Source organism: Salinimicrobium sp. CAU 1759 (genome assembly GCF_054482715.1).
In genome coordinates, this window is record NZ_JBTLRK010000001.1 from 2,305,704 (window position 1) to 2,331,009 (window position 25,306).

Here is a 25,306-nt window from a genome sequence, read left to right on the forward strand (position 1 = left end):
TTTACAATTTGTAGATCACCACCGCTTCAGGAGGAATAGTAAGCTCTCCGGAATTGAAATGGTCATTCCCCTCCATATTTCCTCCCCATTTCTTATCTGCGGAAGAGATAAAAACTTCAGGGTAATCCTTTTCTGAAGTCTTTTCGGTGTATTTTGATTCTCCAAAATTAAAGATCCCTTTCAAGCCTGAATTTCCCACCTTGACCGAAACCTTAAATATCTTTTTTTCCTCATCAACCTCAGTATCAAGGCCTTTATTTCCAAAAAGGTCAAAAGCGCCCTCTTTTTTCAGCTTCAGCAATTCTTTATAAAACTCGAACAGAAGATTTTGTTGTTCTTCCTCTTTAAAATTCCAGTTCAGCTTTGAGTTTTCAAAGGTTTCTTCAGCCTGGGGATCGGGAAATTCGCCTTCAGAATGGGAATGAAAAAAGTACTCAAATTCTCTTTTTCGGCCCTCCTGTACTGCTTTTACAAGATCTGGATCCTCATGACTTATAAAATACTGAAAGGGCTTCTTTTCCCCAAACTCTTCCCCCATGAATAGCATAGGCACAAAAGGGGCCGTAAGCATAATGGCTGCAGCAAGCTTCTGCTTTTCAAAGCTCAGCAGTTCGGCCAGGCGCTCTCCAAGCAGTCTGTTTCCTACCTGATCATGATTCTGAATACAAATGACAAAATTGGAGGGGTCAAACCCCTCCGGACTATTCCCAACAGTCTTTTTCCGGAAAGGGGAATATATACCGTCGTAGATAAAAGCCTGCTTAAAAGCTTTGGCCAGATAATCCATTTTTCCATAATCGGCGTAGTACCCGGCAGACTCTCCGGTAAGTATTGTATGGACTGCATGGTGGAAATCATCAACCCATTGCCCTTCAAGCCCATATCCACCTTTGGAGTAATCATCAATTATTCTTGTATCATTTAGATCACTCTCGGCAATAAGAACATACTTCCTTCCGGTTTTTTCCTCCAGTTCATCTGTTTTTTCACTCAATTCCTTTAAAAAATGTCTTGCACCGCGATCAATGATCTCATGGATCGCGTCTAAACGGAGTCCGTCAAAGTGAAAATCCTCCAGCCACATCAAAGCATTCTGAATGAAATGCTGCCTTACCTGGTCAGAATGTTCATCATCATAATTAATGGCGCTTCCCCAAGGCGTATGATACTTATCTGTAAAGTAAGGCCCATATTGGGAAATATAATTTCCTTCGGGACCAAAGTGATTATAGACCACATCTAACAGGACGCTAAAATTCCTTTTATGACAGGCGTCGATCAGTTTCTTAAGACCTTCGACTCCGCCGTAGCTGTGCTGGGCGGCAAAAGGATAGACACCGTCATAGCCCCAATTTCGTTCTCCGGGAAATTGTGCAATAGGCATTAATTCAATGGTGTTGATGCCCAGCTCTTCCAAATGATCGAGTTTGTCAATTATGGCTTCAAAAGTGCCTTGTGGAGTAAAGGTTCCCACATGAAGTTCATAGATAATCATATTTGATAATTCCCTGCCTTTCCAGGACCGGTCTTGCCAGGAGTAGGAATTGTGATCGATGACTCTCGACCAGGAGTGAACTCCTTCGGGTTGAGAAAGAGAAGCAGGGTCTGGAAACTCTTTTTTGTCTATTCTGAACCTATATAATTCCCCGGGTGCTACATTGTAAAGGGTCTGCTTCCAATAACCTTTGTCATCTTTTGCAAGACTCTGTGAATCAATATTTTTCAGGACAACTTCTACAGTATCTGCAAACGGGGCCCATACGCAAAATTCAGTTTTTTTATCTCCTTTATATACTGCACCAACACTCTTTCCCATAAATAAACTTCTACCAAATTTTTCAATCACTATCAAAGCTAAGAAGGATAAAATGGAAGAATCAATGTTTAATAGTTTTTTAACTAAGGGTGTGCTTTTACTTGCCTAAATTTAAGTGTTTTAGAATTCAGAAAGACCTGAAATGACGGGCATTTCAGAAAAAATCAACCTCCTATATTTTAAAGAAAACATATGAAAATTGATGGTCATAAGAGAGTTAGTATAAGAAATGTAAAACCCCAAATTGACTGTGGAAAATATCCGATAAAAAGAGTTATAAATGAAGAGATAAAGGTAGAGGCCGACATTTTTGGTGACGGCCATGATAAAGTTGATGCTGTACTTCTTTACCGCCAAAAGAAAAAAGGTAGAGGTCGTGAGAAAAAATGGCAGGAAAAACCTATGGAATTCGAAGGTAATGATCACTGGAGCACTACCTTTAGTCTGGATGAAACGGGAGATTACGAATATTCCCTTGAATCATGGGTAGATCACTACACTTCCTGGCAGGACGGACTTGAAAAAAAAGCCGCTGCAAAGCAAAACATCAAAACTGAATTGCTTATTGGAGCAGAACTCATGGAAGAAGCTCTTCCCCGGGCTTCTGGGCCCAACAAAAAGAAATTAAAGGAATGGATCCAGCTTTTTCGTGATGAAGAGCATGAGCAAAGAGCAGTTTCTGAAGCTTTGAGCGACAGTGCTTCCAGGGTTATGTATGAGTCCCGGGATCGCAACAAAGCTTTTCCTTATGACAAGACACTAGAAGTTAGAGTAGAAAGAAAAAAGGCTCTTTTTAGCGCATGGTACGAATTCTTCCCGCGATCTGCATCTCCCGAAAAAGGAAGACACGGGACCTTCAAAGACTGCGAAAATGTACTACCTGAGGTGGCAAAAATGGGATTTGACACAATTTATTTTCCACCTATCCACCCAATTGGCCGCAGCCATAGAAAAGGGCTCAACAATGCTACGGAAGCCGAGGAAGGAGATCCCGGTTCTCCATGGGCAATTGGAGCAAAAGAAGGAGGCCACAAAGCCATTCACCCGGAGTTAGGTTCCATGGAAGATTTCACCCGGCTGGTAAGAAAAGCCAGGGATATGGGAATCGAGATCGCCCTGGATTTTGCCATTCAATGTTCTCCAGATCATCCCTATGTGAAAGAACACCCTCAATGGTTTAAATGGAGACCGGATGGTACGGTTCAATATGCCGAAAATCCTCCAAAGAAATATCAGGATGTACTGCCGGTGAACTTCGAGACCGAAGATTGGGAAAACCTGTGGGATGAGCTTAAAAGCATCGTGGAATTCTGGATCGATAAGGGTGTAAATATATTCAGAGTAGATAATCCGCATACAAAGACCTTTGGATTCTGGGAGTGGTGTATCAGGGAGATCAACAAAAAGCACGATGGCATTATTTTTCTAGCAGAGGCATTTACCCGTCCCAGGGTAATGGAGGAACTGGCGAAAATTGGCTTCAACCAATCCTATACTTATTTCACGTGGAGAAACACAAAAGAAGAATTTGAGGAGTATCTCACTCAACTTACACAAACCGAGGTTAGGGAATACTACAGGCCGAATTTTTGGCCAAATACGCCAGACATCCTTCCAATTTCTCTGGAACACAAAGATGAACCTTCATTTTTGATCAGGTTAATACTTGCTGCCACAATGTCTTCGAATTATGGACTCTACGGGCCTGTATTTGAATTTGGGCTTAATGAACCTTATCCCGGAAAAGAAGAATATATCCATTCCGAGAAATATCAGATCTATCACTGGGACTGGCATCGCAACACGCGGATTAAGGAAATGATAAGTATCCTCAACAGGATTAGAAATGAAAATGAGGCTTTGCAAACCACCTGGAACATAGAATTCTGTGCTACAGATAACGACCAGATCATTTGTTATTCCAAAGTAGATCAAGATGAGAACAACAAGCTCATCATCGTGGTAAACCTTGACCCGAACAATACCCAGTCCGGTTGGGTTCAGGTCCCTTTAAAAAGACTTGGGATCGAGGATCGTGATTCTTATTCAGTAAAAGATCTCCTTACGGGAGCCAGCTATATTTGGCAAAATGAGTGGAATTATGTAGAGCTGCATCCACGGGCGATCCCTGCGCATATCTTAAAAGTAGAAACAAAAAAACCTATACAATAAAAGCAATTAGCATGATCAAACCACTTCAAGCGAGCGATCAGGATACCTGGTATAAAGATGCTATTATATATGAACTTCACATAAAAGCCTTTTTCGATAGTAACGGTGATGGAATTGGAGATTTTGAAGGCCTACTTCAAAAACTTGATTACCTGGAAGATCTGGGAGTGACTGCCATTTGGCTCCTCCCTTTTTATCCTTCACCACTTCGCGATGACGGTTATGATATTGCAGATTACTACAGTATTAATCCTTCTTATGGAGACCTCGATACTTTTAAAAGGTTGATTGATGAAGCTCACGAACGTGGATTAAAGATCATTACCGAGCTGGTCATCAATCACACCTCAGACCAGCACCCGTGGTTCCAGCGGGCACGTAACGCACCTATAGGTTCTCCAGAAAGAGACTATTATGTATGGACTGATGACCCAACAAAATATAAGGACACCCGAATAATATTTACAGATACCGAACCATCCAACTGGACCTGGGATCCTGTTGCCAAACAATATTTTTGGCACCGCTTCTTCAGTCATCAACCCGATCTTAATTTTGACAATGAGCAGGTACAACAGGAAGTTTTTGATGTACTGGATTTCTGGTTTGACCTTGGAGTAGATGGATTTCGACTTGACGCTGTTCCATATCTTTTCGAAAGAGAAGGCACCAATTGTGAGAACCTTCCTGAAACCCATGATTTTCTGAAAAAGTTAAGGGCACATGTGGACAGCAAATATGATAACAAATTGCTCCTGGCAGAAGCCAATATGTGGCCCGAAGATTCGGCTGCCTATTTTGGAGAAGGGGACGAATGTCATATGAATTACCACTTCCCTATCATGCCCAGGATGTTTATGTCGGTAAAAATGGAAGACAGGTACCCGATAATGGATATTATCGACCAGACACCCGATATTCCCGAAAATTGCCAGTGGGCGATTTTCCTTCGGAACCATGACGAACTTACCCTGGAAATGGTGACCGATGAGGAAAGAGATTATATGTATAAAGTATACACTAAAGATCCGCAGGCGAAGATCAATGTGGGGATCCGTCACCGGTTAGCTCCCTTACTGGAGAACAACAGGAACAAGATCGAACTAATGAACGTGTTGCTATTCTCTCTCCCCGGCACTCCCGTGATCTATTACGGTGATGAAATTGGAATGGGAGACAATTATTATTTGGGAGACCGCGATGGGGTGAGGACCCCAATGCAATGGTCATCAGACAGGAATGCAGGATTCTCACACGCCAATCCTCATAAGCTTTATCTGCCTGTGATCATTGATCCATCTTACAAATATGAATCTGTAAACGTGGAAACCGAGCAGATGAATTCTTCTTCCCTGCTCTGGTGGATGAAGAGGATCATTAGCATGAGAAAAAAGTTCAAAGCCTTTGGGCGCGGAGATATTAATTTCCTCTCCCCTAGCAATGCCAAGATCATCGCTTTTACAAGGACCTTTGAAGATGAAGATATTCTGGTACTAGGAAATCTTTCGAGATTCCCACAGGCTGCAGAGCTGGATCTGGAGGCCTATGAAGATTACATTCCGGTAGAGGTTTTTAGTCATAACAAATTTCCCCGGATAACCGAACACCCTTATTTATTTACCATGGCACCTCATGGTTACTATTGGTTCCAATTGCAAAAAGAAGAGGGTCACGTTGCCAAATCTGAAACACCTGAGATACAGGTCGAAGAATGGGATCATCTGCTTCAAAACAAGACGAAATCCCGATTTGAGCACAACATTCTTCCTAATTATCTTAATAGCTGCCGCTGGTTTGGCGGTAAGTCCAGAGTCATACAGAATATAACGGTGGTTAATAAGGTAGATATCCCGGTAGAGGAAATTCCGTCTACCTTAATAACCATTGAGGTGAGCTACAATGATGGATTACCTGAAGTTTACCAGCTTCCTCTCGGGTTTTTAAGTCCGAAGTTTGATGAAGAGTACAAAGAGATCCCGGCCAAAGGAATTATTGCGAAACTAAAGTTGGGAGAAGAAGAAGGATACCTTTTTGATGCCGTCTACAGTGAAAGTTTTAGAAATGTACTTTTCAGAAACATCAAGAAAGGCCGGAAATTAAAGAGTGGCCGCGGAAATTTAGTGTTCTACCACAGTGAGGACGGATTTGACAAAACAGATAAGGTTCACTCCAAGATCCTTAATGCAGAGCAGAGCAATACTTCACTAATTTTTGATAACAGGTATTTCCTCAAGCTTTACCGTAAACTGGACAACACCATAAATCCCGACTTGGAGATCACAAAATATCTCACAGAAAAGACAGAATACAAAAATTCTCCACGGTTTGTAGGGGCAATAGAATATAAACCTGATGCCAAGAATATCATTGTATTGGGAATGATGCAGGACCTGGTTCCTAACCAGGGTGACGCCTGGGACTATACAAAGGATGCTCTAAACCGCTTTTTTGACAGGGTATTGACAATGCCTAAGGAGCAGGAATTTGAACCGGTAGAACACACCTTAAAACCACATTCTTACCAGGATCTTTCAGAAAACATGAAAGAATTACTGGGAATGGTCTTTCCTGAGAGAATATTTTTGCTAGGACAAAGAACAGCAGAAATGCACAAGGCTTTGGCTGCAAACCCTCTTGAAAAGGATTTTGAACCGGAACCATTTTCACTGCACTACCAAAGGTCCCTTTTCTCTTCCCTGCAATCCCTTACCCGGAATGCTTTCCAAAACCTTCAGAAAAGCATTAAGACCCTTCCCAAGCACATACAGGAAGAAGCACAGGAAGTATTAGACATGAAAGCAGATGTTCTGAAAACATTCAGGAAAGTGTACGATCACAAAATACCAATCATGAAGATACGTACCCATGGAGATTATCACCTGGGGCAGGTATTATGGACAGGAAAAGATTTTGTGATCATTGATTTCGAAGGAGAACCTGCACGATCATTTAGTGAAAGAAGATTGAAGAGGTCACCGCTACGGGATGTTGCAGGAATGGTTCGCTCCTTCCACTATGCGGCCTACAGCAGCATTATGGAATCTGATATTGACGACCACAATAAAGAAGGAGAACTTGATAACTGGGCCGATAACTGGTATTATGTCGTCACCAAAATTTTCCTTCAGGGGTATTACGAACATGTAGGCGAGAACGATTTTATACCACCAGATGAAGAAGATACCGAGATCCTTATGCAGATCTTCCTGCTCGAAAAAGCAATTTATGAGATGAATTATGAATTGAACAACCGGCCAGATTGGGTCTTGATCCCGCTAAGGGGAATTAAATCATGCATTAAACAATAAATTATGGCTAAGAAAGAGAACAATAAGAAAGATATAGAGAAAAAAACTTCAGGAAGCGGAAAGGCTCCAAAGGGACCTGTTGAAAAAGGAAAAACTTCTGCCGAGGAATCAGGAGAGGTTAAAGGGCCCAAAGGAGTGGGTGATAATTCCCCAAAGAAGACAGGAACAAAGAAATCAACTTCGGATAAATCTGTTTCAGAAAAAAAACCGGCTACAAAAAGGGCTACAGCTTCTAAAAAGACATCAGCTAAGTCTGGATCTTCTGCCGAAGAAAAATCTACAAAACTGAACACTGGACTTCCTAAGACTAAAATGCCCGATGCAGATGCAGCAGCTGAACCTAAGCCTAAAAAGCAGAACGGGAAAACTTCAGCAAAATCAAAATCAACAACTGCAGAAAAGGCGACAAAATTAAAAACAGGATTGCCCAAAGCGAAGATGCCCGATTCAGACGCTGCCGCCAGTCCTAAACCCGGGAAACCGACAAAAAAAACATCGGCAGCAAAGAAAAAGGAAGATAGCTCTTCTAAACCTGTAAAATTTCAGGAACCCCTAACCGATGACCAGGTGCCCGATGTGGCTGCACCGGCGTCAAAAGTCACTACTACTCCACAGGAAAGCCCGGAGAAGAAGACCAGAACTCGAAAAACAGCTGAAAAGAAGGCTACGGCCACGCCTAAGACCCCTACAACAAAGAAAAGTGCAGTTAAAAAAGCAGAAGAGGCAGAGCCAAAACCAACAGAGAAAAAGGCTCCAAAGAAGATGTCCAGGCAGAAAAAAGTTCCCGGTATAAGTGCCGAAGAAAAAATGAAGCTGCCGAATACTTCACCTTCCGAAGATCTAAAAGATGCTGCAAAGGAAACAGCTGATAATCTCAAGAAGAAGATCACACCTGATGAAGAAACGAAAAGGGATCTCGAAAAAATGGCGAGAGACTTGATTCCCGATCCTGAAGACATAAAAGATGCAGCCGGAAATTTGGCAGAAAAGATCATTCCTCAAGCCGAAAAGGCAAAGAAAAAAGTAGAGGAAATTCTGCCCAACAAAGAGGAGGTTGCAGCTGCAGCCCATAAAGCAAAGGAAAAAGTTGAGGATCTCACTACGAACAAAAAGGAGGAGCAAAAGTCTTCCTCTGATAAACCGGTGGAAGCAACTTTACTAACAGAATTTGATATTCACCTGTTTCGGGAAGGAAAACATTATCACTTGTATAACAAGTTAGGTTCTCACCTTATGGAATATATGGGAACAGAAGGTGTGTATTTTGCAGTTTGGGCTCCAAATGCCGAAAAGATTTCGGTTGTTGGGGATTTCAATAACTGGGACAGGGAAGCTCACTCCATGAAGGCGCGATGGGATAATTCCGGGATTTGGGAGGTATTTATACCGGGTGCCAAAAAGGGCAGTTTGTACAAGTATTTTATAAGGTCCAATAACGGCTATGAAGCCGAGAAAGGAGATCCTTTTGCTTTTCAATGGGAAACTCCTCCCAATACAGCCTCTGTAGTTTGGGATCTTGAGAATACCTGGAAAGATAAAGTATGGATGAAAGACAGGCAGAAAAAAGAGGGTAAAGCGCAACCTATGTCGGTGTATGAAATCCATCTTGGTTCCTGGAAGCGAGTACCCGAAGATAATTTTCGATCCCTTACCTATCTTGAACTTGCAGAGCAACTCCCACAGTACATTAAAGACCTCGGATTCACTCACGTGGAATTTATGCCTGTCATGGAACACCCTTTCTTTGGATCCTGGGGTTATCAGATAACAGGATATTTTGCTCCTTCGAGCCGTTTTGGCACTCCGCAGGAGTTCATGCAGCTTATCGATAGCCTGCACCAGGCGGGAATTGGAGTTATCCTGGATTGGGTTCCCTCCCACTTCCCATCAGACCTCCATGGTCTCCACTATTTTGACGGAACTTATCTCTATGAACATGCCGACCCGCAAAAAGGCTTTCACCCAGACTGGCAGAGCTATATATTTAACTATGGAAGAAATGAGGTACGGTCTTTCCTCATAAGTAACGCGCTCTTTTGGCTGGATAAGTTCCATGCCGACGGATTAAGAGTTGATGCCGTAGCTTCTATGCTTTATCTTGATTACTCCAGAAAAGAAGGGGAATGGGAGCCAAACGAATTTGGTGGAAACGAGAACCTGGAAGCAATAAGTTTCCTCAAGGAATTCAATGAAGTTGTTTACAAGGAATTTCCCGATGCAGTGACCATTGCCGAAGAATCCACAGCATGGCCAATGGTTTCCAAACCTACCTACATTGGCGGACTTGGTTTTGGGATGAAATGGATGATGGGCTGGATGCACGATACTCTCAAGTATTTTAGTGAAGATCCTATTAACAGAAGGTATCATCAAAACACTATTACATTCAGTTCCAATTACGCCTTTACAGAGAATTTTATGCTACCCTTGTCTCATGATGAGGTAGTATATGGTAAGCAGTCCATCCTTAACAAGATGCCGGGAGATGAATGGAACAAATTTGCCAACCTCAGGACCCTTTACTCCTATATGTTTGCTCATCCCGGAACAAAATTGCTCTTTATGGGGGCAGAATTTGGACAAACCACAGAATGGAATCACGATTCCAGCCTGGAATGGCATCTAACAAATGAAGGCCCACATCAACAAATACAGGAGACCTTTAAAGAACTTAACAAGCTCTATAAAAAAGAACCTGCCCTTTATGAAAAGGCTTTCTCCCATGAAGGATTTGAATGGGTAGATATAAATGATGAAGAAAATAGTATCATCAGCTTTCTGCGAAAAGGAGATGATCCTAAGGACAACCTGCTGGTAGTTTGCAACTTTACTCCTGTGCCAAGAGAGAACTACAGGATTGGAGTACAGGAAGCAGGTAGCTGGAAAGAGATCTTCAACAGTGATGACAAAAGGTTTGGAGGAAGTAATGTAAAGAATGATGGCAAGATAGAAAGCGGGCAATTACCGGCACACAGGCAGGAGAATTCGATCTCATTAACTTTACCTCCCATGGCCGTGATCTATCTTAAGAAATCTTGATCACAGAAAAGTAAAAATAAGACCTGCCCCAAAAAATCCCGGGGCAGCTATTTAATTAGAAAGTGATCTATGACCAATGATTACTGTTCTGCATATTTTTACTAACCCGTGTCATCCTGATCAAGTATTCTCAATGGGTACGATCGAGAAATCTAAAGTTTTCTGAAAAACAGTTTTAATCAACAGGCCTCTAACTTTTACGGTAAAATCCGTAACTTCAGGAGCCTTAAAAAGAATGTATGAAAAATGTAAAAGCTTATGCAACCCAGGCTGCAGATCAAGATTTAAAGCCCTTCCAAATTGACCGGTCGGAACCGGGTCCAGGAGATGTTGAAATAGAAATTCTGTTTTGTGGTGTCTGCCATTCAGATATACATACCGCCCGCAACGAATGGGGGGGTACAAAATATCCCTGTATTCCCGGTCATGAGATCGTGGGGAAAGTAACCCGAACAGGAGATGAAGTAAAAAACTTTAAAGAAGGAGATACCGTTGGAGTAGGCTGTTTTGTGGATTCCTGCGGTCATTGCGAGAATTGTGAAGAAAGCCTGGAGCAGTACTGCTTAAATGGGCCTACAGCAACTTATAATTCTCCCTCCCGGTTAGATAAAGATGTTCATACCTATGGAGGTTATTCTACTCACATAGTAGTGAAGGAAGAGTTTGTTCTAAATATTTCAGATAAGCTGCCGCTGAATGCCGTTGCGCCGCTGTTATGTGCCGGAATTACGACCTACTCTCCCCTTCGCAGGTGGAATGTCAAAAAGGGTGATAAGGTTGCAGTAGTTGGTCTGGGTGGGCTTGGGCACATGGCAGTAAAACTTGCCTCCTCAATGGGGGCGGAAGTAACAATGCTTAGTCGCTCACCTGAAAAAGAGCAGGATGCAAATGAACTGGGAGCTGCTCACTTCGAACTTACCACGAAAGAGGAAAACATGAAAAAAATGGCCGGCCGGTTTAATCTTATTATTAACACCGTTTCGGCACAACACGATTATAACCAATATCTCAATCTTCTAAAAACAGATGGCGTAATGGTCTTATTGGGCATTCCTCCTAAACCTTCAGAAGTACTCGCTGCTCCATTGATAATGAAAAGAAGAAGCCTTGTAGGCTCTCTAGTGGGTGGCATAAAAGAAACACAGGAAATGCTGGATTACTGCGCAGAACATGGAATAGTTTCAGATGTAGAAATGATCAATATCGACCAGATCAATGAAGCCTACGAAAGAACCTTAAATGCCGATGTTCGCTACAGGTTCGTAATTGATATGAAATCCCTGAAAGAGCAAAACTAATAACACAACCACAAAAACATGAAAAGAAATGCAACTGCCGTTTGGAACGGAACAATAAAAGAAGGAAAAGGAAATCTAACTACTCAGAGTGGGGTGCTCAAGAAAACACCTTACTCCTTCAAGATGAGATTTGAGGATGAATCGGGAACCAATCCCGAAGAGCTTATTGGAGCTGCACATGCCGGGTGTTTTACCATGCAGCTTTCAGCGAACCTGAGCAAGGAAGATTTTAATCCTGTAGAGCTGGAAACTAAATGTGAGATCACCTTTGAAGACGGGACCGTGAAGAAGTCTCATCTTACTTTAGAGGCCAAAGTTCCAGGAATTTCACAGGAAAAGTTTGATGACCTGGTCAATCGCGCAAAAGAAAATTGCCCAATTTCGAAATTATTAAATGCTGAGATCACGCTAGATTCTACCCTGAACGGATAAGTTTCAAGCTTCAGAAAGTATTTGAGAAAGCGCTTCAAAAATGTCATTTTTGAGGCGCTTTTCCATTTTGTTCGCCTGCACAAATTTTTGATTCACCTCCAGCTCAATTCCTGAATATTGCTCCGGAAATTTTTGCCTGAGATATGTGGTAAAACCATCATCAATACCAAAATAAGGATAATTGAAACGCACATTAAGACCTTTGTCCTGCTGAAGAATCCTTTCTCTGAATGTTTGACAGAAGCTTGATTCTGATTTTTTCGCAGGATCAAACAGGAGGCCAATGTCTGCATCTCTTACCTCTCCCTTTAGCACCGGAGTAAAAGAATGGACAGAAATGTGGAGTATTACTTTTCCTTCCTGTATCAGGTTATTAATTCTACTCTCCACGTACTCCCGGTATGGCAAATAAAATTCCTCCAGAATTTCCCTTTTTTGAGCCTCTGGTAACGGAGCAGTATATCCTGAAAATAGCTGTGGATGCCAAAGGGATCTATTGGGCTCTACGACAAGTCTGCTTATCATATAATCCTGATTAAAAACAGCTAAGCTTGAAAGTTCCTGAAACAGGTCCCGCGCCCCCGGATCGAATCCGCGGTGAGTCTCCAGCACCTCCTGTGCTCGGGAAAAAAAATCCCGGTAATCCTCCGGAATTTCATTTCCTGCATGCTCGCAAGTCAGAATTAACTTCATAGTGCTAAGGTTTGATCATTGCTAATCATTCATTTTTAATCGAGAAAAAATCTGTTGTCATGTAGACAACTACCAAGTTCCCTATAAACTTGAAGAATTTTCTCTTCTGTAGGATCTTCGCCTAAAGCTTTTAATATCCTACCCGAGAGACTTCCCTCCTCCAGGAGAAATTCAACGCTTTGTTGATGTTTTGGAGACAGGTCTTCTTTTACCAATGAATAGATCTTTTTCCAGATGTCTAAAGTGCTAACTTTTGGTTGTAGATCAAAAATATCGGCATATTCTGCATTTTTGATCAAAGTGTTTTCAGCATCTATAATCACTTCATCAAAGATCTCAAAAAGGTCATTTTCATGCCAGTTTTTTTGATCTTCAAGAGAGATCAATTCTTCGCTCACTAATAACTTTAGCGCTTCAATGATAAGAACTGCAATGGCTATATCAGCTTTAGGACATTCCTGCACATCAATAACCCTAATTTCTATTGCTCCCCGGTCGAACCTGGCGATCGCTCCCCTCGAATTCAGGAAATGCTGATCGAGAATATTTTCGGTATCATGAGGTTTAATGGCTTTATTTATGGGGTCAAAAATGCCATTTTGATAATCTTTTCTTGAAAAAAAACGTTCCGGGATCACTTTCCCCGTCATCTCCGGTATCTCTTTTTGATTGGTTTTATAAACATGCATCCTTGCGTCTTTATATCCGGTCAATTTACCTTCAAAAATGGGAGAACTTGCACTAAGCGCAGGAATTATGGGCAGCAGGATCCTAACTGCGGCATGCAATTTTTCAAATTCTTTATCTCCCGAAAAAGGTAAATTGATGTGCATACTCTGCACATTACTCCACCCATGGCCGGTGCAGTCAAAGATGCGGTTATACAGAGCATAGATCTTGCTGTAGTTGTGTTGCCATAGCTGCATCTCTTTTTCAGGTTGCATTAAAGGGTGTGCCGCGGTGGCTAATAACTCGCTGTTAAAATCCCGTAGCAGCGTATTCACTTCCCGAATGTTTTCAGCAAAAAGTTCATCCAACGTCTCAAGATCGGCCGTTGGACCATTTGTTTTTAGTTCTACTACATGCGCAACCAGCTCGTTACTCCACTCGATTTTGCCATTTTCAACATCTGAGGTGAGACTGCCGTTCTTTTTTATGAGTAGCTTATCAACTATTGGATTGATCTTATAGGTTTTGGAGTCTACCAGCATGTACTCCAGTTCAATTCCAAAGACTTTAAAAAGGTGATAACTCATTCGATCTTCTTTTCAAGTCGGTTCTTAAGGGCTGTAAGTATGTCAATGTATACCTTGTCTCCATAGTAGCGATCTTCAACTCCAAAATCCACGTTGGGATTATCATTGATTTCGATCACCAATGGCTTGCCATTTACCTCTTTTATATCAATTCCATAAAGGCCTTTCCCCATAAGTTTAGCCGACTTTAATGCGGCATCCAGTATCTTCTTTGGAACTTCATCAATAGAAATTACATCTGCATTGCCTTCCTGATCATCTTTCTTCTTTGCATTCCAATTATAGATCTGCCAATGACCTTTTGCCATATAATAGCGGCAGGCAAAAATGGGTTTATCATCGAGTATTCCAATTCTCCAGTCATAATCGGACGGGGTATATTCCTGCGCAATTATGAGTTCCGATTCCTTTAGCATCTCCCCTACTAACTTTTCATATTCTTCAACCGTCGAGGCTTTTTTGACCCCAAACGAAAAAGTTGAATCGGGGGATTTCAGCACTAACGGAAGTCCTGTTTTTTCTGTTACCTTGTTCCTGTTCTCCTTGTGTACAATAATTGTCTTAGGCGTAGGAATTCCGGCATTCTCAAGAGCTTCTGCCATAAAGACCTTATTACAACATTTAAGAATGGCATCGGGATAATCCACGATGGCGATGTCCTCCTGTTGTGCTTTACGGGCAAAAGCGTAGGCTTCGTTGTTCACCTCTGTACTTTGTCTTATAAAAAGTGCATCAAAAGCCGAAAGTCGGGACAGGTCTTTGGGAGAAACAAATTCTACATAGAAATTCATTTTTTCGGCCAGCTCCGCAAATTTCTTTAGTGCCTTTTGATTACTTGGGGGTGCAGGATCATGATCCTGAACTAAGATTGCAAGATCATATTCATAGGTTTCACTTCTGGGCGTGTCGTATCTTTTCTTGGCAAAATATTGTATTGCAGAATCATGCATAATAGCCTTATGCTCCTCAGGAATTTCAATTTCAGATAAAGCTTTGATCGACTTAATATTCCACTTGTTGGAATAATAGAATTTCACCCTAAGAAAAGGGATTTGAAAGTGCCGGTGAAACATCGCACTGAGTTCCCGATACTTCTGAGCCACATTTTGCCCAAAGTAGATACTAAGTGTGAATTCCGGTGATTTAATTCCTTTAAGGCTCTTCTGAATAAGGTCATCAAATTCATCAGAAACGATCTTCACTAATTTAGGCTCCCGAAGGTCCACGAGGTTCATTACTGTAGGAATTGGTAGATGTCCCCGGGCTTCGGCGAGTAAGGAGACATAATAGCCCTTACTCTGGTAAGAATAATCCTTACATAAATTGAATATTCGAGCTTTCTTCAGTCTGGAAAACCCGGAATTTGTAAGATAATCCCTGGCCGAAATAACTTCCATATTTTCAAGAGAAAGCTTCCAGTTTTCGGGTTTATTTACAACTAAAAATTTCTTCATTAAGTGTTTAAAATTTGATCAAAGGTATATGAAAAAATGAATGGAAATTCAGCTGCATACTAATTTTAATTTACCTCCTATGTCTCCAAAAACTCACACTAAAAAAAATTCAAAAATCTGGATCACAAATAATTAAACAGTAATTTATATTTCCCATGATGCTAAAGATTTAATATATTCTTAGAAACGGAAATAATTGTTGAATATAAATCAACTCCCTAAAGAGGTAAAAGAATTAGTTCAATAAAAAAACCTTCCGGAAATTCGCCGGAAGGTTTATCTTGTTTGGAAGTCAATAGATTTTGCCCCTAAATTAGCCCCGAAATATTTCCTTCCAAATCTATGTTTATGTTCTCCGATGCAGGATGTGCAGGCAGACCCGGCATTCGCATCATATCTCCGGTAACAGGTATTAAAAATCCTGCTCCGGCAGCAATTTCTATTTCCCTTACACTTAGTGTAAACCCCTTTGGTCGTCCCAACAGCTTTGGATCATCGGAAAGGGATTTCTGTGTCTTGGCTATACATACAGGTAACCCCTCAAGTCCGAGATCCAGTATATTCTTAAGGTCCTTTTTAGCTTTTTGCCCGAATTCGACCTTATCTGCACCATAAATTTTCTTAGCAATAGTTTCAATTTTACTCATAACAGGATCATCCCAGTTATAAAGTGGCCTAAAATCTGATTTTCCCTCTTCAATCGCTTCAACCACCATTTTTGCCAGCTCTAAAGCCCCTTCTCCTCCTTTGGCCCAACCATTGGAAAGTGCAACTTTGACATCTAGTTTATTAGCAAGATCCACGATTAGTTGAATCTCCTCATCACTGTCACTGTAGAACTTGTTGATAGCTATTACAGGAGTAATATTGAATTGTAGTGCATTCTCCAGGTGCTTTTCCAGATTAGGCAATCCTTTTTCAAGAGCCTCAACATTTGGAGTAGTAAGTGATGACAGTGGTGCTCCTCCGTGATACTTTAAAGCTCTAATTGTAGTGGTCATTACTACAACCTTTGGAGCTAATCCTGCACTTTGGCACTTAATGTTGAAGAATTTTTCTGCTCCAAGATCAAATCCAAAGCCGGCTTCGGTAACGGTATAGTCCGAAAGGCTCATTCCCATTCTTGTAGCTATTACAGAGTTGGTACCCTGCGCAATGTTAGCAAATGGGCCAAGGTGGATTATTGCCGGATTACCTTCCATGGTCTGTACCAGGTTTGGCTTGAGAGCATCCTTTAAAAGCGTTGCCATGGCACCTTCAGCATTAAGATCTCTGGCATATATAGCTTTCTTGTCAAAAGTGTAGCCAATAAAAATGTTCGCAAGACGCCCTTTTAGATCCTCAAGGTTTTCTGCAAGACACATTATAGCCATGATCTCGGATGCTGCTGTTATATCAAACCCGCTTTCCCGTGGGATCCCCGATCCTGTTCCGCCGAGACCGATAACAATATTACGAAGTGCACGGTCATTTACATCCATCACCCGTTTAAGAGACACGGTACGGGGATCAATCCCCAGATTACAAGTCTTAGACTGAATATTATTATCAACCAGAGCTGCCAATAAGTTATGCGCCTTTTCAATTGCCGAAAAATCTCCGGTGAAGTGAAGGTTAATATCTTCCATAGGAAGAACCTGGGAATACCCTCCTCCTGTTGCTCCTCCTTTGATGCCGAAAACAGGCCCAAGGGAAGGCTCTCTTAACACAACAGTAGTTCGTTTACCCAACCTGTTCATCGCTTCAGAAAGACCGATGGAGACTGTGGTCTTCCCTTCCCCTGCCGGGGTTGGGGAAATTGCGGAAACAAGGATAAGGTTTCCGGAATCTACTTTCTTTTTGTCAATCCTTTTAAGTGGTAGCTTAGCCTTGTATTTCCCATACATCTCAATCTCCCCGGGATCGAGACCTAATTTTTTAGCAATTTCTGTAATTGGAATGAGTTCTACTTTTTGGGCAATGTCGAGATCGGTAAGAGGTGCGGTTGTCATTGATCCTTCTGTCTTTAAATTTACAGTTCAAAAGTACAATGCATCCCAGGTGAGAAGAATGATAAGAATCAGTTTTACTGTGATTTTTCAAACGTTTTCGTGATCCTAAGTCACTGCCTTATAAAATGAATCGATATGCTCCTGGTCTCCACTTATAAATACCAGGTCATTCCGCAGTAATTTTAGACTTGGAAAAACAGTTTTAATAATTTTCCCTTTTCGGGACACGGCAAGAACATTGACCCCAAATTTCTTTCTCACATCTAACTCTTCAATCGTCTTGCCTATAATGGAACCGCTTTCGGCCATGACTCGAACACAACTTATCTTGAAGTCAGGAATAGTTGAAGAGCTAAAAGTTCTAAGAGGTTTACGGGACTGAAAAACCTGGTAGTTATCTGCCCTAACTGAATCGACGAGACTTTCCAGTTCATCAATAGGTACAAGAAAATTGGTCAAGACGCGGGAAAAAATCTCTATTGAAGTTTCAAATTCTTCGGGTATGACCTCATCGGCTCCAAGGGCCAGCAAGCTTTTGATCTCCTTTACATAGCGGGTCCTTACAACAATATGTACAGAAGGAGAAAGATGCCGGATGTTTGCCACAATAGCTTTGGTAGCCCTGGGATCTGAAATGGCAATGACTACAACCCGTGCCTTTTTTACATTCACAGCCTCGAGCATGTGCTCCTGCATGGCATCACCATAAATTATTGGTTCCCCTTTTGCTTTTTCCTTTTTAACGATCTCGGGGTTAAGCTCCAGGACCATATAGGGAATGTCTGCATATTTTGCTGCTTTAGCGAGATTTGTACCATTAATACCATAACCAATGATCAACAAATGGTCCTCTGGACCATTAGCCCCTTCTTCAGAAAGAGAAAACTCCCTATCTACTTTGTAACCTCCCACTCCCGGTGCTAACTTCCTCAAGATAAAATTTGCTGTGTTGCCCGAAAACAGGAAAATGAAAGGTGTTAGTAACATGGTAAATACTGAAACAGAAAGAAAATACTGATTCATTTGTGGAGAAAGCAGTCCATTCTCAATTCCCACCCGCGAAAGGATAAAGGCGAACTCCCCTACCTGAAATAATGCCATTCCCGATAAGATCACTGTCCTCATAGAATATTTTAAGGCCAGGGCAGTAAGCGACACCAAACCCCCTTTCAGGATAAAAACCACCAGGACCATTAAAAGGATCATTACTGCGTTTTTCACAAAGAAATCCAGGTCGAGTAACATTCCTATGGATATAAAGAAGAAGCTGATGAATAGCTCCCTAAAAGGCAATATTGTACTGGTGGCCTGGTGACTGTAATCGGATTCAGAAATAATGAGTCCTGCAAGAAAAGCTCCAAATGCCAGAGAAAGTCCGGCAGAAGCCGTAACAAAAGCAACAGTAAAACATAGAGCGATAGTGGCCAGAAGAAAAAGCTCCTTACTTTTTGTCTGGGCTATCAAGAACATTCCTCTGGGAACAAGATATTTTGCCCCTATGTAGGTGAGTGCAAGTACCAGCCCACTTTTCAGCAATAGAAATAGCACTTCATTAACAATGTTAGACGAATTACCTGCCATAATAGGGCTAACTAACATCATGGGTACCACAATAATATCCTGAAAAATGAGAATTCCCAGTGCCATTCTTCCGTGAGGAGCAGTGATCTCATTGCGGTCATATAAGATCTTTAAGACGATAGCCGTACTGGAAAGCGAAAACAGAAAGCCGGTGAAAACAGCCTCATTCCAAGATGACCCAAGTACGAAAAAGATGAATGCCGTCACCACTATACTCAGCCCCACCTGCATAAATCCTCCCACAAAGACCGTTCGTTTCATAGAAGCCAGCTGCTTAAGAGAAAGCTCCATCCCAATGACGAACATCAAAAGAATTACGCCTATTTCGGATAATAACTCAACCTGTTCTGGGTTTTCAATCAATCCAAAGCCAAAAGGACCTATAATAATGCCGGTGACAAGAAATCCAAGAACCGAAGGTAGTCTAAGCCTTTGAAGCAGTAGAACAACTACTACCGAAAAACCGAGCAAAACCACAATGTCCTGGAGTAATGGAAAGTGCATTCTTTAGATCATTTTTTTCATTCCCTAATTTATCAAATTCTCTAAGAATGACTTTCTTTAGAACCAGGTTTTGAAAAGAAAATCCGGACTTCTGTTCTCCTAAGAAATTATAAGGGATCTTTCCCAAAGTTACTCTCCGACTTATGTTTCATCTGGATAACTTTGAACTAGAACTTTAAAGCAGATTTAAGAACCTGCAGCCGTGAATTCCTTAAATTATGATCTCTTAATCAATTCCAAATGTTTGGTATAAGTGACATTCCAAAATTCCTGCTGGCTTTTTTCCTGGTACTGCCACTAATATCTATTATACACGAGTTAGGACACGTTTTCTTTGCCTGGATCATGGGTGCTAAAAATATCCGTGTCATCGTTGGGAGTGGGAAACCGGTCTATAATCGGGGAATACTGGAAATTCGGCAATATTATTTCTGGTATGGGTTCTGCACCTTTGAGAATATTGAACGTAAAGAAAAAGTGGCTAATATTCTTATTTTTTCTGGAGGAGCGCTGTTTAATCTAATAAGCACTATGGCGGTGATTCTTTTAGTAGAGAATAAAACTTTGGAGGAAGGAATGTTGACTTATCAATTCACATATTTTTCAATGTATTACGTCTTTTTCGCACTACTACCCATGCTTTATCCCGGGGGAAATTTTAGTGATGGTAAAGTAATTCTTGAACTTCTCAAGAATAAAGATCAAATTGTAAAGGAGCGGACCTACCGGGTGCAATGGAAGATCAAGGAAGAAGAATGGGAGGTACTCAACCATAAAAATGAGTCGATCCAATCTTTTAAAAAAATGAAAGATGCCATAGAAAAAGCCAAGGCAACGGCACAGGAGAACCGCCCCAGTAGGATTATCCTTTTAAAAAATGACGAGGAAAAAGAGATACAGAATTATCCACGGGTCCCGTTATAGCTATTTAACCACATATAGTGGGACATCAAGATTAGCATTAAACAACTCCTCAGTCACTGTGCCTACTGCAAATGGAGAAAAGGTATTCCCGCCTTTATCTGATACGACCAGCATATCTACTTCAGAATTTCTTAGGTTAGCCATGATCTTTTGAGCAGCTCCCGATTCCCTTCCCATGAAAATAAGTGGTTCAACCGGCTCAGAATAGTTGAGCTTCTTCAGAAACTTTTCAAATTTTTCCTTCACGTGTTTCTCTACTTTTGGACCCATTGATTCGGGTGAAACATAAGGAGAGAACTGTACGGGAACACTGTACACATGTACAACCTTTAGATCCACTTTTTGTCCTTCCTGAAGTTCTTTTGTAATTCTAAAGACTTTACGGGAGTCATGGGAAAAATCTGTTCCTGCCCAGATCATGTTCAGCTTTTCTCTTGCAGCGGCCGGTACTGCAAGAATATCGCACCTTAGCAACCGCAGCAGCTTGCCGCTTACTACTCCGGTGCCCTTTTCGTGCTTCTTGTTCCCTACAATAGCAAGATCAATTCCATATTTTTCTACAATGTACTTTAAGAGAGATTCGCTGTAGGGATCTTCAGAAATAAGTACCTCCCAGTTTGCAGTTGCTGAAAAATGGGTTTTTACCTTCTCGTTCAATTCATCTCCAATCACCTCATCCAGGTTCACATCCTTAAGGTGTTCTTCAAAAAGCTCGGAAATTTCATATTTTTTGATGTTGTGCACAAAATAAACGTTCTCTGCCTTTAATCTTTCAGCAATAAAAGAAGCATAGGTTATAAGCTTTTCATCAATAGCCGAAAGGTCCAGGGCGACAAGAATATTTTTGATCTTCTTCATGACAGTTTAGTTAAAGATTTTCTTTGTTATTTCTCCCCCTCTTTTTGATAAGGTCTGAGATCACTTCTTCATAGCTCTCCAGTTCCTTCTGGGCTTTTTTCTCTTCGCTCTTGACATATTCATCCCGTACGCCGATGTAGAGCGAATAACACATGAATAGTAAAATAAAAGCAAAGGGTAAGCCTGTAACAATAGAAGCCGTTTGTAATGCCTGTAATCCTCCTCCTATCAAAAGAACAGCTGCAACTGCACCCTCGGCTACCGCCCAGAAGATGCGCTGCCCCACAGGGGCGTCAATTTTCCCCCCAGAGGTAAGACTGTCCACCACTAATGAACCCGAGTCTGAAGAGGTAACGAAAAAACCGGCGATCAATACCACTCCAATAATGTTCAAGGCCACCGCGAAGGGAAAATCTTCAAGAAATACAAACAAGGCCGTGGCTACATTGTCATCTACAGCGTTTATGATCGTTTGATCCCCCAGTAAAGCCTGCTGAATCGAGGTACTACCAAAAGCAGAGATCCAAAAGAACGTAATGATGGAAGGTACAATTAGCACTCCTAAAATGAATTCCCTGATGCTTCTTCCTTTGGAGATACGGGCGATAAACATCCCCACAAAAGGAGACCATGCGATCCACCAGCCCCAATAAAATACGGTCCAGGAATTCTGCCAGTCATTACCGGTATAACTCTCTGTCCAGGAAGAGATCTCCAGAAAGCTGTACAAGTAGTTCCCGGTATTCTGAACAAAGGACTGAAAAATAAAAATAGTCGGACCCAGCACTACTACCAGTAACAACAATAAGACGGCTATTCTCATATTCCATTCGCTCAGAAATTTTACTCCCTTGTCCACACCCAAAACGACAGATATAGTAGCTATAGCAGTAATCCCTGCAATAAGACTTACCTGGGTGATAATTCCGCTGTCAACTCCAAAGACATGAGCCAGTCCCGCAGCAATCTGCTGCACTCCCAATCCAAGGGAGGTCGCCAGGCCGAACAAAGTGGCTAAAACCGCGAAAATATCAATAAGATCTCCTCTTTTCCCGTAGATCTTGTCTCCCAGAATAGGATAAAAGACTGAGCGAATGGTGAGTGGCAAACCATGCGAATAAGTAAAATAAGCGAGCGAAAGCCCTACCAGGGCATAAATCGCCCAGGCGTGAAAGCCCCAGTGCAAAAAAGTAAAATTCATAGCTTCCTGGGCGGCTTCAGGAGTTCCTCCTTCAGTAAGCGGCGGATTCATAAAATGTGTTACCGGTTCGGCAATACTCCAAAAAAGCAAACCAATCCCCATCCCTGCGCTAAACAGCATGGCGAACCAGGAGATAGTTTTAAATTCGGGTTTTGCATCTTTCCCTCCTATCCTTATGTTTCCGAATTTACTAAAGGCGAGATAGAGGACAAATATGAGAAAGATGTTGACACACAGAATAAAGAACCAGCCGCCGTTATTGGAGACAAAAGCCTGTATGTCGTTAAAATAACCTTCAGCCTGCTCCTCAAAGATCAGGGTTAGAGCTATACTGATGATAATGATGATTGACGAACTAAAAAATACAGGACCGTTCACGTTGAGTCCCATAATAGATTTTCGTTCATCACTTCTTACGATCTTTTTAGTCATGGTCTCTGTTTTAAGAATTCATTCCGGCTATTAGAAATAGTACCCGAAATTAATATTAAATCTTGCCTCCCATTTCGCATCGGGAATCCCTTCAGCAAAATCATTCACAAAATTTCCACCCAACCAGGAATGATTATATCCGGCAGCGTAATCTATATAAGTATAAAGATTTCCTGCCGTCACTAAGATTCCCGTCACGTTCATATAGGAGTCTTCAAAAGACTTTTGTTTTTTCTGCATGAACCCGAAGTCGTTGTAAAATTGCAGATTCGACACAGGGCCCCAGTTCACCGGCACATCCCGCGATATAGCTATCGTGTACAGGTTAAAATCGGCAGCAACTTCATAAGGAGCACCATAAGCGGCCATGGTTATGATCTCTTCGGAATTACCCTCGGCGTTTTCAGGATTGTGGGAAACGACCATTGCTTCTGTTTTCAAGTTCCACAACTTGTAATCTGCTTCGTAGTGGACAGCCATGGCATAATGGTCTCCGGTCTCATTGGTGACAATATTGTATAAACCGCCATACTGGCCGGATACTCCCAGTTGCGATTGCAAAGTATCTCCCCACTTATACAGGAGCTTGGCATTGGCCTGGTGCACCTCCTTATTATTTCCCGCCACATCATAAGAATACCTGCTGGGAGAAACTGCTGATGTATTCCCAAAGCTAAGTTCTTCGGCATTTTTAAAATAGGCTAATTGATATTCCCATGTCGCTCCAAGCTTCATATACTTTATGCCCATATCGTGATCATCCTCCAGGCCCATATAATATCCCAGGTTAAAGAACCAATTGTGTGAATTATACTGCTGAATCCCGAAAGGCACCTGGGTAAGCCCCACCTGAAGCTCCTCAAATTCATTGAACTTGTAGCCAAACCATCCCTGCTTGAGCATGCCTCCTCCAAATGCTTCGGAATAATGGCGATATTCGGCATTGACATAGATCCCCCGGTAGGCAGCAATGGCATTGATCCTGAACATATCATAGCCAAAGTCTCCTCCCCTCTTTTTTTGTTCTGGCTTCCAGGAGGAAAGATTATAATTAAAACGTAAAGCACCACCAATATCTACCTCAGGAGACTCCTGAGCGTGTAAAGGAAACACAAAGGAAATGCTGCACAAAAAGAGATAAGGCAATAATTTTTGAAGAGGATTTTTCACTGTTCTTGCTTTATGATCCTCTAAATTAAGTTTAATAGCAGGGAACTACTATTGGGCAGTTATAAAATAATGTTAAGATAGCTATTGATTAGCTACTATAGTATCGAGCATTAACCTCTTTTATTAAAAGATTACCTCTTCCAGAATATCCCAGGTCTTTCCATTGTGCCTGAATATTGTAATTGCCTTAGCTTCAAAGGACACGTGAAATTTCTTTTCCCTCAAACTCTCCCAAATCTCATTGAATTGGCTTCTGGAAAGATCTCGGGTCGCAAGTGTGACGTGTGGATGCAGTTTCTTTTCTTTAGCTATGGGAAATATTTCTTCTAAGGCTCGTGATAAGGAATTATGTAGCTTTTGAATAGGCTCATGATCTATAACATTTAAAAAGATCACCCGTTGATCGAATCGTCCAAAGTCTCTCAACTCCACCGGAAAAGAATTTTGCTTTTCACTTACTTTCCTCAAAGCTTTAACAAACTTCTTTTCCTGTTCGTACTGAAGCCAAACAGGTGGGATCAAGGTGATATGGGCCGGAAGTTTTAAAGCATGAGCCACTCCATATTTCTCCCTGATCTCCAGTTTCAAATTTCTTATTTCCTCTTTCACTGCCTGGTCTGGTACCAAAGCTGCAAAATAAAGTGCTTTAGAAAATGTCATTTTTGAAAGCTTTTATACCATACGGGTAAGAAGAGCCTTACCCCTGGCCTTTCGTCTTCGATCACAAACAGAACCCACCATCACTCCCAGAAGCAGACCTCCCAGAGGAGCATAAAACCTATAATCAAATTGGGTATAAACAATGAGGATGAGCATCACAACAGTTCCAATTGCCAGTCCCAACCTCATGCCGTACCATGCACAATAGACTTCAGGCAACAAGGCGAAGTTCACCCGTAAAAATTTGAGGAAGTGTTTGAGATGAATCTTAAGGTATTGGGAAACTTTTTCTCCTTCCAGATCGACGCCCTCAAAAATAGAATCCAGTTCATATTCAAGAAGAGCGAGTTGTTCCGGAGGAAGATTTTTGTATTTCACTTCCTGCAAAATATTACTAAATCGCTGCTTGATTTTAACCGAATCTTTAATGCCCGGGTGTCCCGTGGAGCGGTCCAGCCGTTGAATGGCCTCTTCTAGTTTCATCCTTTAGAAAAATACCCTTACCTGTTTGACGCAT

At 41.6% G+C, this 25,306-nt stretch carries 17 protein-coding genes; 6 read left to right on the forward strand and 11 right to left on the reverse strand.

The window, feature by feature from the left end; translation table 11 throughout:
- Position 1 precedes the first annotated feature (1 nt).
- Positions 2 to 1,816: a malto-oligosyltrehalose trehalohydrolase gene (gene treZ / locus ACXYMT_RS10395; protein WP_459059010.1), complete on the reverse strand. Its 1,815-nt coding sequence runs from the start codon at positions 1,814 to 1,816 to the stop codon at positions 2 to 4.
- 192 nt (positions 1,817 to 2,008) lie between these two features.
- Here treZ and ACXYMT_RS10400 point away from each other — a divergent pair, with 192 nt between their 5' ends.
- The 5 genes from ACXYMT_RS10400 (at position 2,009) to ACXYMT_RS10420 (ending at position 12,065) form a co-directional block, all read left to right on the forward strand.
- A complete protein-coding gene (locus ACXYMT_RS10400) occupies positions 2,009 to 3,988 on the forward strand; it encodes an alpha-1,4-glucan--maltose-1-phosphate maltosyltransferase (protein WP_459059011.1) in 1,980 nt (659 codons plus the stop codon).
- Between the two features lie 11 nt (positions 3,989 to 3,999).
- A complete protein-coding gene (gene treS / locus ACXYMT_RS10405; protein ID WP_459059012.1) occupies positions 4,000 to 7,296 on the forward strand; it encodes a maltose alpha-D-glucosyltransferase in 3,297 nt (1,098 codons plus the stop codon).
- 1,143 nt (positions 7,297 to 8,439) lie between these two features.
- On the forward strand, positions 8,440 to 10,335 hold the full coding sequence (gene glgB / locus ACXYMT_RS10410) for a 1,4-alpha-glucan branching protein GlgB (RefSeq protein ID WP_459059168.1): 1,896 nt from the start codon (positions 8,440 to 8,442) through the stop codon (positions 10,333 to 10,335).
- A gap of 239 nt (positions 10,336 to 10,574) precedes the next feature.
- A complete protein-coding gene (locus ACXYMT_RS10415) occupies positions 10,575 to 11,633 on the forward strand; it encodes an NAD(P)-dependent alcohol dehydrogenase (protein WP_459059013.1) in 1,059 nt (352 codons plus the stop codon).
- A gap of 18 nt (positions 11,634 to 11,651) precedes the next feature.
- On the forward strand, positions 11,652 to 12,065 hold the full coding sequence (locus tag ACXYMT_RS10420; RefSeq protein WP_459059014.1) for an OsmC family protein: 414 nt from the start codon (positions 11,652 to 11,654) through the stop codon (positions 12,063 to 12,065).
- Between the two features lie 3 nt (positions 12,066 to 12,068).
- On the opposite strand, the gene ACXYMT_RS10425 is transcribed toward ACXYMT_RS10420, so the two are convergent.
- The 5 genes from ACXYMT_RS10425 to ACXYMT_RS10445 form a co-directional block, all read right to left on the reverse strand.
- Positions 12,069 to 12,758, reverse strand: a complete 690-nt coding sequence (locus ACXYMT_RS10425; RefSeq protein ID WP_459059015.1) for an N-formylglutamate amidohydrolase — start codon at positions 12,756 to 12,758, stop codon at positions 12,069 to 12,071.
- Between the two features lie 35 nt (positions 12,759 to 12,793).
- The gene (locus ACXYMT_RS10430) at positions 12,794 to 14,014 is read right to left on the reverse strand and encodes a carboxylate-amine ligase (protein WP_459059016.1); all 1,221 of its coding nucleotides are present in this window, start codon (positions 14,012 to 14,014) and stop codon (positions 12,794 to 12,796) included.
- On the reverse strand, positions 14,011 to 15,468 hold the full coding sequence (locus ACXYMT_RS10435; protein WP_459059017.1) for a RimK family protein: 1,458 nt from the start codon (positions 15,466 to 15,468) through the stop codon (positions 14,011 to 14,013). The genes ACXYMT_RS10430 and ACXYMT_RS10435 overlap by 4 nt, the downstream gene beginning before the upstream one ends.
- Before the next feature lie 308 nt (positions 15,469 to 15,776).
- Positions 15,777 to 17,459: a formate--tetrahydrofolate ligase gene (locus ACXYMT_RS10440; protein WP_459059018.1), complete on the reverse strand. Its 1,683-nt coding sequence runs from the start codon at positions 17,457 to 17,459 to the stop codon at positions 15,777 to 15,779.
- 105 nt (positions 17,460 to 17,564) lie between these two features.
- On the reverse strand, positions 17,565 to 19,544 hold the full coding sequence (locus tag ACXYMT_RS10445; protein WP_459059019.1) for a monovalent cation:proton antiporter-2 (CPA2) family protein: 1,980 nt from the start codon (positions 19,542 to 19,544) through the stop codon (positions 17,565 to 17,567).
- A 240-nt stretch (positions 19,545 to 19,784) separates the two neighbouring features.
- Between ACXYMT_RS10445 and ACXYMT_RS10450 the strand changes: the two genes are divergently transcribed.
- On the forward strand, positions 19,785 to 20,468 hold the full coding sequence (locus ACXYMT_RS10450) for a site-2 protease family protein (protein ID WP_459059020.1): 684 nt from the start codon (positions 19,785 to 19,787) through the stop codon (positions 20,466 to 20,468).
- On the opposite strand, the gene ACXYMT_RS10455 is transcribed toward ACXYMT_RS10450, so the two are convergent.
- From ACXYMT_RS10455 to ACXYMT_RS10475, 5 genes are all read right to left on the reverse strand, one after another.
- Positions 20,469 to 21,326 (reverse strand): universal stress protein, encoded by an 858-nt coding sequence (locus ACXYMT_RS10455; RefSeq protein ID WP_459059021.1) that lies wholly within the window; start codon positions 21,324 to 21,326, stop codon positions 20,469 to 20,471.
- A 10-nt stretch (positions 21,327 to 21,336) separates the two neighbouring features.
- Positions 21,337 to 22,959 carry a BCCT family transporter gene (locus ACXYMT_RS10460; RefSeq protein ID WP_459059022.1) on the reverse strand — a complete coding sequence of 541 codons (1,623 nt, stop codon included), beginning with the start codon at positions 22,957 to 22,959 and terminating at the stop codon, positions 21,337 to 21,339.
- A gap of 30 nt (positions 22,960 to 22,989) precedes the next feature.
- On the reverse strand, positions 22,990 to 24,129 hold the full coding sequence (locus tag ACXYMT_RS10465) for a hypothetical protein (protein ID WP_459059023.1): 1,140 nt from the start codon (positions 24,127 to 24,129) through the stop codon (positions 22,990 to 22,992).
- A 123-nt stretch (positions 24,130 to 24,252) separates the two neighbouring features.
- A complete protein-coding gene (locus ACXYMT_RS10470) occupies positions 24,253 to 24,789 on the reverse strand; it encodes a 2'-5' RNA ligase family protein (protein WP_459059024.1) in 537 nt (178 codons plus the stop codon).
- Between the two features lie 12 nt (positions 24,790 to 24,801).
- Positions 24,802 to 25,272: a hypothetical protein gene (locus tag ACXYMT_RS10475; protein ID WP_459059026.1), complete on the reverse strand. Its 471-nt coding sequence runs from the start codon at positions 25,270 to 25,272 to the stop codon at positions 24,802 to 24,804.
- Between the last annotated feature and the right edge of the window lie 34 nt (positions 25,273 to 25,306).

Coding starts and splice junctions, on each gene's coding strand:
- treZ (WP_459059010.1), bottom strand. CDS start 1,816: ATGGGAAAGAGTGTTGGTGCAGTATATAAAGGAGATAAAAAAACTGAA.
- ACXYMT_RS10400 (WP_459059011.1), top strand. CDS start 2,009: ATGAAAATTGATGGTCATAAGAGAGTTAGTATAAGAAATGTAAAACCC.
- treS (WP_459059012.1), top strand. CDS start 4,000: ATGATCAAACCACTTCAAGCGAGCGATCAGGATACCTGGTATAAAGAT.
- ACXYMT_RS10415 (WP_459059013.1), top strand. CDS start 10,575: ATGAAAAATGTAAAAGCTTATGCAACCCAGGCTGCAGATCAAGATTTA.
- ACXYMT_RS10420 (WP_459059014.1), top strand. CDS start 11,652: ATGAAAAGAAATGCAACTGCCGTTTGGAACGGAACAATAAAAGAAGGA.
- ACXYMT_RS10425 (WP_459059015.1), bottom strand. CDS start 12,758: ATGAAGTTAATTCTGACTTGCGAGCATGCAGGAAATGAAATTCCGGAG.
- ACXYMT_RS10430 (WP_459059016.1), bottom strand. CDS start 14,014: ATGAGTTATCACCTTTTTAAAGTCTTTGGAATTGAACTGGAGTACATG.
- ACXYMT_RS10435 (WP_459059017.1), bottom strand. CDS start 15,468: ATGAAGAAATTTTTAGTTGTAAATAAACCCGAAAACTGGAAGCTTTCT.
- ACXYMT_RS10440 (WP_459059018.1), bottom strand. CDS start 17,459: ATGACAACCGCACCTCTTACCGATCTCGACATTGCCCAAAAAGTAGAA.
- ACXYMT_RS10445 (WP_459059019.1), bottom strand. CDS start 19,544: ATGCACTTTCCATTACTCCAGGACATTGTGGTTTTGCTCGGTTTTTCG.
- ACXYMT_RS10450 (WP_459059020.1), top strand. CDS start 19,785: ATGTTTGGTATAAGTGACATTCCAAAATTCCTGCTGGCTTTTTTCCTG.
- ACXYMT_RS10455 (WP_459059021.1), bottom strand. CDS start 21,326: ATGAAGAAGATCAAAAATATTCTTGTCGCCCTGGACCTTTCGGCTATT.
- ACXYMT_RS10460 (WP_459059022.1), bottom strand. CDS start 22,959: ATGACTAAAAAGATCGTAAGAAGTGATGAACGAAAATCTATTATGGGA.
- ACXYMT_RS10470 (WP_459059024.1), bottom strand. CDS start 24,789: ATGACATTTTCTAAAGCACTTTATTTTGCAGCTTTGGTACCAGACCAG.
- ACXYMT_RS10475 (WP_459059026.1), bottom strand. CDS start 25,272: ATGAAACTAGAAGAGGCCATTCAACGGCTGGACCGCTCCACGGGACAC.